The 13276-nt window shown below is 37.0% G+C and carries 16 protein-coding genes; 12 read left to right on the top strand and 4 right to left on the bottom strand.

Annotated features, from left to right (window positions below; all coding sequences use genetic code 11):
• The first annotated feature begins 54 nt into the window (after nucleotides 1-54).
• The 10 genes from BELBA_RS01450 (at nucleotide 55) to BELBA_RS01400 (ending at nucleotide 7802) form a co-directional block, all read left to right on the top strand.
• On the top strand, nucleotides 55-636 hold the full coding sequence (locus BELBA_RS01450; RefSeq protein WP_014770975.1) for a YeeE/YedE family protein: 582 nt from the start codon (nucleotides 55-57) through the stop codon (nucleotides 634-636).
• Between the two features lie 13 nt (nucleotides 637-649).
• Entirely contained in the window at nucleotides 650-1132 is a 483-nt protein-coding gene (locus BELBA_RS01445; protein ID WP_014770974.1) for a DUF6691 family protein, read from the top strand.
• Nucleotides 1133-1438: 306 nt separating this feature from the next.
• Complete coding sequence (locus tag BELBA_RS01435; protein ID WP_014770972.1) at nucleotides 1439-2584, top strand: MFS transporter; 1146 nt, start codon at nucleotides 1439-1441, stop codon at nucleotides 2582-2584.
• A gap of 152 nt (nucleotides 2585-2736) precedes the next feature.
• Nucleotides 2737-3306 (top strand): c-type cytochrome, encoded by a 570-nt coding sequence (locus BELBA_RS01430; RefSeq protein ID WP_425358378.1) that lies wholly within the window; start codon nucleotides 2737-2739, stop codon nucleotides 3304-3306.
• Nucleotides 3303-4673 carry a hypothetical protein gene (locus tag BELBA_RS01425; protein WP_014770971.1) on the top strand — a complete coding sequence of 457 codons (1371 nt, stop codon included), beginning with the start codon at nucleotides 3303-3305 and terminating at the stop codon, nucleotides 4671-4673. Before BELBA_RS01430 ends, BELBA_RS01425 begins: the two co-directional genes overlap by 4 nt.
• Complete coding sequence (locus tag BELBA_RS01420; protein WP_014770970.1) at nucleotides 4664-4996, top strand: thioredoxin family protein; 333 nt, start codon at nucleotides 4664-4666, stop codon at nucleotides 4994-4996. Before BELBA_RS01425 ends, BELBA_RS01420 begins: the two co-directional genes overlap by 10 nt.
• 350 nt (nucleotides 4997-5346) lie before the next feature.
• A complete protein-coding gene (locus BELBA_RS01415; RefSeq protein ID WP_014770969.1) occupies nucleotides 5347-6192 on the top strand; it encodes an RteC domain-containing protein in 846 nt (281 codons plus the stop codon).
• Between the two features lie 245 nt (nucleotides 6193-6437).
• Nucleotides 6438-6797, top strand: a complete 360-nt coding sequence (locus BELBA_RS01410; protein WP_014770968.1) for a helix-turn-helix domain-containing protein — start codon at nucleotides 6438-6440, stop codon at nucleotides 6795-6797.
• Between the two features lie 20 nt (nucleotides 6798-6817).
• Entirely contained in the window at nucleotides 6818-7111 is a 294-nt protein-coding gene (locus BELBA_RS01405) for a helix-turn-helix domain-containing protein (protein ID WP_014770967.1), read from the top strand.
• A gap of 100 nt (nucleotides 7112-7211) precedes the next feature.
• On the top strand, nucleotides 7212-7802 hold the full coding sequence (locus BELBA_RS01400; protein WP_014770966.1) for a DUF4099 domain-containing protein: 591 nt from the start codon (nucleotides 7212-7214) through the stop codon (nucleotides 7800-7802).
• Nucleotides 7803-7991: 189 nt separating this feature from the next.
• On the opposite strand, the gene BELBA_RS01395 is transcribed toward BELBA_RS01400, so the two are convergent.
• Nucleotides 7992-8864: an IS3 family transposase gene (locus BELBA_RS01395; protein ID WP_014770965.1), complete on the bottom strand. Its 873-nt coding sequence runs from the start codon at nucleotides 8862-8864 to the stop codon at nucleotides 7992-7994.
• Between the two features lie 2 nt (nucleotides 8865-8866).
• On the bottom strand, nucleotides 8867-9259 hold the full coding sequence (locus BELBA_RS01390) for a hypothetical protein (protein WP_014770964.1): 393 nt from the start codon (nucleotides 9257-9259) through the stop codon (nucleotides 8867-8869).
• Between the two features lie 35 nt (nucleotides 9260-9294).
• On the opposite strand from BELBA_RS01390, the gene BELBA_RS01385 reads away from it, so the two are divergent.
• Together BELBA_RS01385 and BELBA_RS01380 are read left to right on the top strand one after the other, a co-directional pair.
• The gene (locus BELBA_RS01385; RefSeq protein WP_245531118.1) at nucleotides 9295-10206 is read left to right on the top strand and encodes a DUF3945 domain-containing protein; all 912 of its coding nucleotides are present in this window, start codon (nucleotides 9295-9297) and stop codon (nucleotides 10204-10206) included.
• A 6-nt stretch (nucleotides 10207-10212) separates the two neighbouring features.
• Nucleotides 10213-11922 (top strand): DNA topoisomerase, encoded by a 1710-nt coding sequence (locus tag BELBA_RS01380; RefSeq protein WP_014770962.1) that lies wholly within the window; start codon nucleotides 10213-10215, stop codon nucleotides 11920-11922.
• Here BELBA_RS01380 and BELBA_RS01375 read toward each other — a convergent pair.
• Both BELBA_RS01375 and BELBA_RS01370 read right to left on the bottom strand, forming a co-directional pair.
• Complete coding sequence (locus tag BELBA_RS01375; RefSeq protein ID WP_014770961.1) at nucleotides 11852-12235, bottom strand: RteC domain-containing protein; 384 nt, start codon at nucleotides 12233-12235, stop codon at nucleotides 11852-11854. The two genes, BELBA_RS01380 and BELBA_RS01375, sit on opposite strands and share 71 nt — an antisense overlap.
• Nucleotides 12236-12477: 242 nt before the next feature.
• Complete coding sequence (locus BELBA_RS01370) at nucleotides 12478-13272, bottom strand: cation efflux transmembrane domain-containing protein (protein WP_014770960.1); 795 nt, start codon at nucleotides 13270-13272, stop codon at nucleotides 12478-12480.
• Nucleotides 13273-13276: the final 4 nt, after the last annotated feature.

Raw genomic sequence — 13276 nt, 5'->3', positions numbered from 1 at the left:
TCAAATGATAAAAATCAAATAAAAAAAACAAATAACTAAAATTAATAAAGTAAAATGGAACAATTTATTGAATGGATTTCCCAGCCTTGGCCATGGTATGTGGCAGGTCCACTGATCGGGCTGACAGTGCCAATCTTATTGCTAGTAGGTAATAAATCATTTGGGATTTCGTCATCTTTGAGACATGTGTGTGCCATGTGTGTGCCTGCAAATATCCCTTTCTTTACTTACAATTGGAGAAAGGAAATGTGGAATATCGTATTCGTGGTAGGAGTACTTTTGGGTGGTTTTTTTGCAACAACTTTCATTTCAAATCCAGATGCTATCGTAGTAGCGGAATCAACCCAAAGAGATTTAGCTGCTTTAGGAATTACGGATTATTCAAAGTTATTACCTGCTGAAATTTTCTCTTGGGAAAATTTATTGACTGGAAAAGGCCTACTTTTCTTCGTATTCGGAGGCTTTCTAGTAGGTTTTGGAACCCGGTACGCTGATGGATGTACCTCAGGTCATGCAATTATGGGAATTTCATCTTTACAATGGCCATCAGTTGTAGCTACGATCTTCTTTATGGTGGGTGGCTTCTTGATGACTCACGTATTGTTGGAACCTTTGATGAAAATGGTAGGATTTTAAAATTTGAATGAAAATGAAAGTAGCAGAAAATATAAAAAATACACAGCCTGTAGAGTGCGAAGCGCCTAATATGCAGGAAAGTAAAGATGGATTGTTGAAATACTTGATCATTGGTATTCTATTCGGAACTGTATTCGTCAAAGCTGAAATTGTTTCTTGGTTTAGAATTCAAGAGATGTTCAGATTGCAATCATTCTTTATGTATGGAGTGATTGGATCAGCGATCGCAGTTGGAGCCTTATCCATCTTTTTGATCAAAAAATTCAATATCAAAACGATGAAGGGTGAAACCGTAAATATCCCCAAAAAAGAATTTAGAAAAGGTCAGATCATTGGTGGATTCATCTTTGGACTAGGCTGGGCATTGACTGGTGCTTGTCCAGGGCCATTGTTTGCTCAGATAGGTAGTGGGTTCACCGTCATCCTAGTTACCCTTTTAAGTGCGATTGCAGGTACTTGGGTATATGGGAAGTTTTCTGACAAGTTGCCAAACTAAACGATTTTAAGCTTAAACAAATATGTGAAAGCCACTCTAATTTTTGGAGTGGCTTTTTTTAGCCAAACACTCTTTTGATCACTACTCTGATTAATAAAATAGCTGCTAATACGATGCTTCCTGCGATTATAAATTCCATTGTATAGTAACTTTGCTGATTTATTTTTGTTCTTAAAAACCTTCCATCCATGCATTTGCATTTTTTCAATCGATTGAAATACCAAGAGAAAATTAGACAAATTTATTTATCTATTCTCTTAGGATAAAGTAGTAAATTTCAATTGGAAATTCACCCTATCCAGACCTATGACTTTATTGCAGAAGAGAAGAGCCGCTTTGGGCAGTTTATTTTTTTTGGCAGGCCTATGCTTTGCTTCTTGGGCCTCTCGTATTCCCGATGTACAGGCCAAATTCGAACTTTCAGAATCTCAATTAGGTACACTTTTGTTAGGTCTTCCAATCGGATCTTTGATGGCATTGCCTTTAGCGGGGTGGCTCGTGCATCGCTACGGGAGTAAAATGGTGATTGTATTTGGTGCTGTGGGTTATATGATTTTTCTTCCACTGATTGGGTTCAGCACCACCATTTGGACTTTGATCCCTGTTATTGTGGTTTTTGGAATGATAGGAAATTTGATGAACATTTCTTTGAACACTCAAGCTCTTGCCTTGGAAGATATGTATGGGAGGAGTATTTTGGCTTCTTTTCATGGTTTGTGGAGTCTAGCAGGATTTACGGGAGCAGGAATTGGAGCAGGAATGATATATTTTGATATTGTGCCAAAATTCCATTACCTGCTGGTATCATTTATGGTACTGCTTATCATTGTTATTTCTCAAGGTTTCTTGGTCAAAGAAGAAAATCCAAAAGCTGATGGAGGTTTAGTACTGAAGAGACCTGATAGTCTCCTGTTGAGAATTGGTGCAATTGCTTTTCTTGGGATGTTGGCAGAAGGATGTATGTTTGATTGGAGTGGAGTGTATTTCAAGAAAGTAGTCGAAGTTCATCCAAGTTATGTAGCTGTTGGCTATGTTTCATTTATGGCAGCGATGGCTTCAGGAAGGTTTATCTCAGATCGTTTGAATAATAAATTTGGGAGATTAGTGATCCTTCGCGGAAGTGGGATTTTGATCTTCTCAGGATTACTAATTTCTGTTTTTTTTCCAATTACTGGGCCTGCTATCATTGGTTTTCTACTCGTCGGACTTGGTGTAGCCTCTGTGATACCTGTTTCTTACAGTGTTGCGGGAAGGTCTGAATTATATTCACCTGGGGTGGCTTTGGCCATAGTCTCTACCATTTCTTTCTTTGGGTTTTTGATCGGACCTCCGTTGATTGGTTTTATTGCTGAACTATCAAGTTTGAAAACATCATTTATTTTGATTGCTTTGACTGGATTGGGAATTACCTTATTGGTCAGTGTTCGTGTTCAAGTTTTTGCGAAGCTGTAAAGTGATTTATGTTTTGCTTTTGTCCCAATTTGATTTGGAAATATTATCTTAATCAAGTAAAAAATTTTTAACTTCAATGGTTTCATGTGAGAAATATCACATTTTTCGAATCTTGAAAAATGCAATTATGTAAGCATGATAACCTCGAAATTATGAACGAATCATTCCAACCTTTTATTAAGCTAGTCACTTTAATGGTAGCTTATATGGAATGGCTTGGAAAAGGTGTTCCAAAAGGAGAATCTCCTAAAGGTGTTGGGATATATGAGTTAGCATTCCTTGATAGACCAGCAAATCCAATTGCAGGAAAAAGAGTTTATGATAACCAATGTGTTTCTTGCCATATGGAAGATGGTCAGGGTATGCCGAGGTTTGATGGTTTAGGTTATACCTATCCGCCACTTTGGGGAGACCAGAGTTACAATGATGGAGCGGGACTTTATAGAATGTCAAGATTTGCAGGATATGTGAAAGCCAATATGCCGCTAGGTGCTACCTATGAAAGGCCGATGTTGACTGATGAGCAAGCATGGGATGTAGCAGCTTATGTCAACTCCATGGCTAGACCAAAGAAAGATATTACCAATGATTGGCCTGATATCAGTAAGAAACCGATAGATCATCCTTTTGGGCCTTTTTCGGATAAATTTACAGAAGATCAACATAAGTTTGGTCCATTCAAGCCCATCAGAGAAGCTAAAGCTGTGGCTGTTTTGAAATGAAAAAACTTATTTTTTTCATAGGCTTATTGTGGAGTTCGGTATCGATTGGTCAAATTAATTCAGATTCACTTAAATCCAGCCAAAAGCTCAAGTGGACTTTAGGAACGAGAAGTTTCTTTATGTCCACATCGTACTATGATGATTTCAAAAATGACTTTGCTTGGGCACAATCAGCATATGCAAAAGTGCAAACACCAAAATTCAAAGGATTTTCCTTTGCTGGGAGGTATGCTGTTTTTGGGAAAATATTAAGCTCTGATTTGATTGCAAGAGATCCTGTTACAGGTGGTAGGAATAGGTATGAGTCTGGTTTATTAGACGTTACGGACTTAGAGCGTAACTATTTCGGAAGGTTAGAAGAATTTCAATTCAAGTTCAATACCGAGCTTTTATCCATTGCCGCTGGGAGGATGCCAATTAATACAGCCTTAATCAATCCTCAAGATGGTAGATTGTCTCCAACATTTGTTGAGGGGCTTATTATTAATTTTATTCCTGATAAATTTAATACAGCTACGCTAAATTATATTTCTAGGATTTCCCCTAGATCTACTGCATCATGGTTTGGGATAGGAGAGTCGATAGGTTTGTATCCCATAGGATTGGATACTGACGGGAATCCATCGGCATATCAAGGTAAGGTGAGTAGTGATTTTGTGACAGTATTTGATTGGAAACATGTAGTGGAAGAAGATGCTTTTTCTTTTGAATTTAATCATACATATGTACAAAATATTTCAAGTACATTTCTTACTCAATTCCAAAGAGACTGGAAATTGACAGACTCAAAAAAGTTGGTCTCTGGACTTCAAATCATGTTCCAACACGGAATTAAAAATGGGGGGAATGAAAATCCAGCATTAAGATACAAAGATCCTTTTGACGAAAATTGGATTGTAGGTACGCGAATTGGAATGAAAAATCCGAAATCTAGTTGGCATCTTAACTTTACCTATATCGGGGGCAAAGGGAGATATCTCAGTCCAAGAGAGTGGGGTAAAGACCCATTTTTTACCTTTATCCCAAGGGAACGGAATGAAGGATTTAGCGAGGTTACTGCAATGACGGCCTATTACGAGAAGGTATTTAGAGAGAAAGGATTGTTACTTTATGGACATGCTGGAATGCATTTTCTTCCTAGACCCAACACATTTTCAATTAATAAATATGCTTTCCCTTCCTATACCCAAGGAAATATTGGAGCTAAATATACTCCCAAATCATGGGGGGCAGGATTAATTTTTCATGCACTAATTATGACTAAATTAGCATTACATAATGATCAGCTACGCCCAGGATGGGTTTATAATAAAGTTAACCTAGTCCATATCAACTTGATCGCTAACTATACTTTTCAATGGAAATAACAGAAAAAATATCAATGGAAGAATTTCAAGCATTACTTGAAAATCATCCTGCTACGCTAATTTACTTTTATCAAGACAAATGTGGTGTTTGCAAAACCCTTTTCCCAAAGGTCAAGGAATTGCTTGAGCAAGAATTTCCCAAAATGGAGATGCTCGTCCTCGAGGCTGAGCAAAACAGAGCATTAGCGGCACAATTGAGAATGCTTTCTGTGCCAGGAATCATGGTTTATTTTGAAGGGAAAGAGTTTTTTAGATCCAATGGGCTTGTTACTATTGGGGAGCTTGACCATAGATTAAGGAGGCTTTATGAGATGTTTTTTTAATTTAAAAAGATTAATGTCGCAAAAAGTAGCTTAAATAGAGGGGTTTACACTGTTGGAAATCGTTGCAAGTAACGATTTAGTAATGGTGCTCATTGCATTCATTTTTACTTAATTTCCTTGTAAATCACTAGCAAATATAATAAATCTATGTGATTTAAAACTCCTTTTCACGACCTAACTATTATAATTTTTAGGAATTTTGATGGTTCTTTTGTCTTCATCGTTAGAAAAAATTTCTCCCCAGTGGGGTGAAACTGTGGAATTATTATCATTAAATGTTTGAAATTTTGTGAATTAATTAGATGTAAACCAAATCTCAAATTTGGCAAGCATCACAAAATTTATTAGCTATGAAATATTCTTTAGACAAAATCCTTTTAGAAATTCACAATAAGGAGGATAAGATTTTATCACAAAGCAAAAGATTGATTGATGAGGCTTACGAAATGACCCTGTATCTTCAGGATCTTTTAGGTTCAGTTAAGAAATACCTTATTGAGGAAGGGTTTAAAAACGATGAGGAAGAAATCCGTTTTTTTCGTTCTATTAAACCCCAAATACTTGGTAAGCTGATTTACTATAATAAGATATATCGCATTGAAACCACTTGCCCTGTTAGTAACGGTAAAATGTATTATAATTATTTTTCTGGACAGTTGGCAAATCTTAAACGGGAATACACTGAACACCTCTGCAATTCGGATTTTTACAGATATTACCGCTCAGGACGGACAGACCGTGATGATACTTACTTCAAACGTGGAAACATTAACTACCACGATGGGCTTAACAGCATCGTATTTGAAATAGATCCGGAATTCTCGACTTTCTTCGATTATAAAACTGCAAGGATTATCTCCAATGAATTGCTCTACACCTATCTGCTAACAAAAATTAATCCCGATGAAAATCCCGATGTGATATTGCAAAAGCCGGAAAGTTCCAAAGATATATTTTGGACCGACACCAAAAATGCTATAATCGAATTGATATATGCCCTTTATGCTTCGGGTGTAATTTCTCACGGAAAAATCGGTATCCGAAAAATTAGTCTGATGTTTCAAATACTTTTCCGTATTCCTCTCGGCGACCTGCACCACGCTTTCCATAGAATGAAAACCCGAAGTGGTTCCAGAACTTCATTTTTAGACCAGCTTAAGTTTTCTCTTGAAGAATATATGGATAAAGACCTTTAGTTTAATTGAGCTATCATTTCAAAGCAGTACATCATCGTACTGCTTTTTTTTTGCCCATATCAGCCAATTGGTAAAGTTTGCAAAACACTATTGTTAAACAATCAAAATCCCCTAAAATCCTTTACTGATAAGGCTTCCCCTAATTGTAAAAATTTTTAAAAAACCGCCAAACCAATTGGCAAGGCTTGGCAGACAAACTCTGCCACTCTTTTCAACTTTGCATAGTAAACTTTAAAAGTTATGCAATGAAAATAATAACCATTGAAGAAGAAGCTTGGGATCAGCTAAACAATCGTATCACTGCTATTGCTGACTATCTGAAAAGATTGGAAGTGACCAATTATGATGACCTGTGGCTCAACAACCACGAGGTATGCCAATACCTACACATAAGCGAGAAAACCTTATGGCGCATGCGTACCAAAGATGAGATTGCTTATTCAAAAATCTATGGACAATACTTTTACACTATTGGTTCTATCAAAGATATGCTCAATGCCAATGCAGTACAAAGCAGTGATGAGTATGTACACGAACTTATAGCAAAAGGCAAAAGCTATATCGAAAAAGGCAGAAAACTAAAGACAGATAAAAAAATAGGTTAAACCCTTAAAATTATATTCCGATGAATATTGACAGAATGGAATTTTTGGCGTGGATGGAACGCCTAATGGACAGGCTTGATATCCTTGGCGACCATATTGAAGACTTTCAAAAGAAACGAAATAGTATTGATGGCGAGGAATTGCTCGACAATCAGGATTTGCTTCAAATGCTTAAAATCAGCAATCGTTCATTGCAACGTTACCGCTCTAACGGGAAACTGCCTTATTATACCATAAGCGGAAAATTGTATTACAAATTGTCGGATGTTCATCAATTTATAAGAGAGAGTTTTAATCCTCCGACACCTAAATAAAATGCCATTAAACGACAAATACTGCCTTTGAATGCCACTTAGTGCAATGCAGTAGACGCTTCTTTTATTTTCGGCATTGAAATCTTAAAATTTTCAGATTATGAGCGAAGAAACTTCAAATAAGCAAGAAGAGCCCGAACAATTATCGGACATATTGTTGGTGCTGGATAAAGAAAAAATGAAAATCCAAGCTGTAAAAAGCATCGACAAAAACGGAAAAATGGAAACCGTTGATCCCACAAAAAAGAACCAAAGCGAATTTATGCGGGTGGACAAACAGGGTGATTTGATTTCTAATTTCTTCTCAAATTTTTACAGACAGCTAAAAGATCCTACCAAATTTACATTCTTCAAAGTACCAGCCGATAAAGCTTTAGAGAAAGCAAAAGAATTTCAGAAGCAGGTGGATCATCCTACTCCAGAAGGCGAAAAACAAATGAAAAAAGATGAAGTGAAAGTTGAGCCTGAACATAAACAAGAAAATCAAAATAATATGGAAACAACACAAAAAGCACCGGAAAATAACGAATACCGTTACAAGCCGGAACAAATTGATTGGGAAACAATGAACAATCTTGGATTAGGCAAAGAACGCCTTGAAAAAATGAACCTACTTGAGCCTTTATTGAAAGGTTTTAAAACCAATGAATTGGTACCCGTAAGCCTAAATCTCGGCACTGTCTCGTCCTGAAAATGGTTGACACTTTTATTGTTCAAATATAGTTAGTATTTCAATTTCTAAGAAGTTTGGGATAACTTACAATACCACGATGAAGCGGAGGCAAGCTCTGCTGAGGAGCAACTTGCCAAGGAATAGTCGTTTGGTCCGATAGTGTTGCTATTTTCAGACCGGATCTTAACAGGTTCGGTCTTCTTTTTCCTAGCTGTACTTATTCCCAATAACGCGTTCGGTATCATGCCTTAGAAAACCTTCGTCATGTACTTGGTTTGGCGTAAGATTACTCCCCAGTCCTTCGTGCGGTCTCATATCATTATAGATTTTGATGATCTGACTTATATATTTTTGTGCATTGACACCTTGTTCTCTAGCAATATCATCCAACCACTCTTCTTTAAGAATACCGTTTACTCTTTCTGCTATGGCATTTTCATGTGGGGAGGCAGGCTTCGTCATACTGATCCAGACTTTTTTCTTTTTTAAAAGGTCCGTGTAATCATAACTGCAGTACTGTACCCCACGGTCTGAGTGATGAATCAGGGAGTATGGTTCAATGTATTTCTGAGATTGAAAAGCCATTTTTAGGGCATCAAGCGCCGATTCAGCCTTCAGGTCAAAAGAAAGATTCCAGCCCACTATTTTCTGGGAATAAGCATCTGTAATAAGATACAGATACATGACTTCCCTGTTAAGCTCGACATAGGTAATATCGGAGACCCATAACTGGTTGGGTCTTGAGACAACCATATTTTCAACAAGATTATGGTACTTCCTTAGCCAATGATGGCTCTGGGTAGTGAAAAACCTCCTTTTTCTCTTAGTAACTAATAATCCGTTCATACGAAGCAGATCAAACAGTTTATCTCTGCCTATCTTGATTTTATGTAGGGTTAAATCTTTCTTTATCAAAGAATACATTTTTCTCAACCCCCACCTGGATGTTTTAGCCTTCTTCCTGATCTTGAGAACAAAACTTAGCACCAAATCTTCCTCAAATGCCTCTTTACAAACATTATTGATACCTTTATAGTAACCTTGTCTGCTCTTGCCAAACAATCCACAAAGTTGAGCCAAGCTTATCCTTGGCTCTTCTTCTTTGAGTCTTTGAACTGCTTGGCACCAGACTTTTTTTCAAGATCCAGCCCATATTCTTCTTTGGCAATATCGACCATGATCTGATATGCCCTGCCCTTTAACTGGCTAAGCTTCAACTCTTCTTCAAGTTGCTTAATACGAGCTTTTAACTCGTTGTTGGAATCCTGTTTTTCTGACATGTTTCTTAATATCGGAAGAGGGTCCTTAGGAACTCTCCTTTCTAAACCAGCAAAAATCCTCATCCATTCCAAGATAGCGGATTTACTTTTAATTCCATAAACATGCCTTGCTTGTTCTTTAGTCAAAGTACCTGATAGTACTTCCATAACAATTTTTCTCTTTGCCTCCTCAGAGAATTTTTCTGTCTTTCGCATTTTGTCCGATTATAGGTTTACAATTTCTAGTAAAATTGTGTCAACCTATTTCAGTACACGACCGCACTGCCGTTACCCGAATGGATGCCCGTCTTTCCTTGCAACACAATGACGAAGGTAAGGTAGTGGTCGCCATACACGGTATCCGTAAAGAACCTAACTTAAACTTTGAGTTTTTTGGACACAAGTTTACTGATGAAGACAAGAAAAACTTACTCGATGCAGGAAATATGGGACGTGTGGTTGATTTGAAAAACCCCAAAACAGGCGAAACCATTCCGTCAATTATTAGTGTGGATAGGTTAACCAATGAATTGATTGCACTGAAAATAGAATACATAAAAATACCCGATGAAATAAAAGGGGTAAAACTGAATGATGAGCAAAAACAAACTTTAATGGACGGCAAACCACTTCATTTAGAGGGAATGATTTCTAAAAAGGGAACTGATTTTGAAGCTACGGTTCAGTTCAATGCAGACAAACGCTATGTTGAATTTCTGTTCGATAGAGGCAATTCCAATCAGCAAACGCAAAGCAACGGACAAAATAATCAGCAAAATAATTCGCAGGAAGTTCCGAGAACTTTTAGAGGTAAGGAATTGGATAATGAGCAATATGATAAGTTCAAAGACGGTCAGACTATTTACATCAGTGGCTTGACAGACAAGCAAGGTAAGCCGTACCAAGGTTATATCACTTTGAATAAGGAAACCAACAAAACCAATTTTTCTTTTCAAAATCCCGATAAGCTTAAAGAACAGGTGAAACCTACTGAAGCTCATAAAACGCAAACTGCGGTTAATTCGGATGGTAAAACCAATGAAGCAACAAAGAATATCAAAGAGCCTTTGCAACCGAAACAACAAACGCCAAAAGATAAAAAACAGCAAGAGCAACAGGAAAAACCTCAAGCACCTGCTAAATCTAAAGGCAGAAAAATGTAGTAAATTATGAAAGCAATAATTGCAGAAAAACCAAGCGTAGCAAGAGAAATAGCCAGCTTGTTGGGTGCTTCCGAAAAAAAGGATGGATACCTGACAGGCAACGGCTATTGTGTTACGTGGGCATTTGGACACCTAATTGGATTAGGAATGCCCGAAGATTACGGAATATCAGGTTTTCAGAAAGCCTCGCTTCCGATACTTCCCAACCCATTTTTATTAATCGTTCGTAAAGTAAAAAAGGACAAAAGTTATGTAGCTGATACGGGTGCATTAAAGCAATTGAAAATAATTGAGCAAGTATTTAATCAATGTGATAGCATAATTGTAGCTACTGATGCAGGTCGTGAAGGCGAACTCATCTTTCGGTACATTTATGAATACCTCAAATGCAACAAACCTTTTCAAAGATTATGGATAAGTTCACTTACTGAAAAGGCGATTAAACAAGGCTTTGATAACCTGAAAAACGGAAAGGAATTTGTCGGATTGTATCAATCTGCACAAGGCAGAAGCCGTGCCGATTGGCTTGTAGGAATTAATGCTACGCAGGCATTGAGCATTGTTGCAGGAAATGGGATTTATTCGCTCGGAAGAGTACAAACACCAACACTTGCCTTGATTTGCAAACGTTATCTCGACAACAAAAAATTCTCAATAAAGAAATATTATCAGATACAATTGTTGCATCACAAAGAAATGATTGGTTTTAAAAGTCTTTCCACAACCAAATGGGATGATAAAAAGCTGGCAGACGATGCATTGAGAACTATCGAAAGAAACGGAAATACTGCAACGGTTACATCCGTAGAAATCAAAAGCGTAACGGAACAACCGCCTTTGCTTTTTGACTTGACAGGCTTGCAAAAAGAAGCCAATAAAAAGCTGAACCTTTCTGCCGAAGAAACGCTGAACATTGCTCAAAGCCTTTACGAAAAGAAATTCATCACTTATCCTCGTACCGGAAGCAAATATATTCCCGAAGATATGTGGGCTGAAATCCCCAATCTTGTAAGAGCGTTACAAGACAGGGAAAATTGTAAACAAGCCTTGTCTAAAATAAAATGGGGACGTTTCAATAAACGCATCGTGAACGATTTGCGTGTAACCGACCATCACGCATTATTGATTACCGAAAAAATTCCATCAGCATTAAATGCAAAAGAAAATGCAGTTTACGATATGATTGCTTTTCGACTGCTGGAAGCGATTTCTCAAGCTTGTACGAAAGAGATTACCGACGTTGCTTTACAAGCTATACATTATGATTTTACTGCAAAAGGTTGTAAGATAACCGAACCAGGTTGGCGCTCGATAAAAGGAAGTTTCGCAGATGATGACACCGAACCTTTGCAGGATTTACCCGAACTGAAAAAGGGCGATGAACTTAAAATAAAAGAAGCCTCCGTTTTGGAAAAACAAACTAAACCGCCTGCATTATATACTGAAGCTGGGCTTTTATCAGCTATGGAAACTGCCGGAAACGGGATAGAAAATGAAGAAGAACGTAAAGCTTTGCAAAATATTGGTATTGGCACACCTGCAACACGAGCATCAATAATTGAAACACTATTTACTCGAAATTATATCCAACGGGAAAAGAAATCTTTAATCCCGACTGAAAAAGGATTGCAGGTTTATGAATTGGTCAAAGACCAAAAAATTGCTGACGTAGCAATGACTGCCGAATGGGAATTAGCCTTGCAAAATACCTTTTAAGTTTTCTCAATTCATCATTAAGGTATTTTTTAATAGGTTTTGAACCGTAAGGCTTTTTTGTTTCGATTTTATAAATGGTATTATAATAAATTAGTTTTGAAACGATAGTAGGTTTTTGATATTTAAAAAAATGGATTTCTTCCCCAATATTCTTAAATCCTCTGTTTAGAACATATTTCTTTACTTCCGACAAGTATTTTAGAATGATATCTATAAAGGCTTCTATCCGTTGTATAGAGTGATCGGTTTCAATCTCCAAATCGTTGATTTCTGTTTCCAGCTTGTGTAGTGTTTCTGTATAAAATTTGTTCATCTGGCTATTTTGAAGTCTATATTTGAGTTAGTGAAAAAAAATAAACTGTGTAATTTGTAGGCTATATCACATCTAATGATTTTTTTTGAAATTATTATAGAGCCTATTTGCAATAGCTTAGCTTCTTCCATAATCGGTTAAAAGATTTCAGGAATGTTTATTAGAACAATTCCTGAACACTCTTTTTTTATTTCTATTATCTCCTATTCTTCTAAGATAAAGGCAACTATAGATATAGGGATTTACTTCGCTAACTTCAATATTCTGTAAGCTCCCCTTGCTACAATTACAAATACAATAGCCCCAATAATCAAATCAGGATAACTTGAATTGAGCCAATTAACTAAAAGACCAGCAACAATAACTCCCGAATTGATAATGACATCATTTGATGTGAATATCATCGAAGCCTGCATATGCGCTTCTTTACTTTTGTTCTTTTGTAAGAGATAAAGGCAAAATACGTTTGCAATCAATGCTAAAACTGAAACGACAATCATTGTTTTGAAATCGGGCATAGCTTCAATTCCCATAAAACGCCTGATCACTTCAACGAAACCTATAATAGCCAGTAAGACTTGGAAGTATCCTGCAAATCTGGCGATGTTCTTTTTTAGGGCGATTGTTCCACCAACAGCGATTAATGCCAATGCGTAAACGACACTGTCTGCAAGCATATCCAAGCTATCGGCTATCAATCCCATTGAACCTGAAAAAATACCGAATAACATTTCCAATCCAAAGAACAGGAAGTTGATAATCAACACGATCCAAAGTAATTTCCGTTGCTTGTTGCTTGTATCTGTTTCAACAACAAAATTGCTTTTTTCAGTTGAAACCAATGTCGTATTTAGGTTCAGTGTTCCCAAAGCCAAAAAAATTGGCTCTGGGTTTCCATCGTGATAAACGTCTAATTTTCTATTGGCTATATCAAATTCCAATCCTTTTACCGTATCAAAGTCTTGCAGTTTCATACGGATTAATTGCTCCTCGCTTGGGCAATCCATTTTAGTTATATTGAATATGGTTTTTTCCATTTGT

This window comes from Belliella baltica DSM 15883 (assembly GCF_000265405.1).
Taxonomy (GTDB): domain Bacteria; phylum Bacteroidota; class Bacteroidia; order Cytophagales; family Cyclobacteriaceae; genus Belliella; species Belliella baltica.
This window is presented reverse-complemented; position numbering and strand designations above follow the sequence as displayed.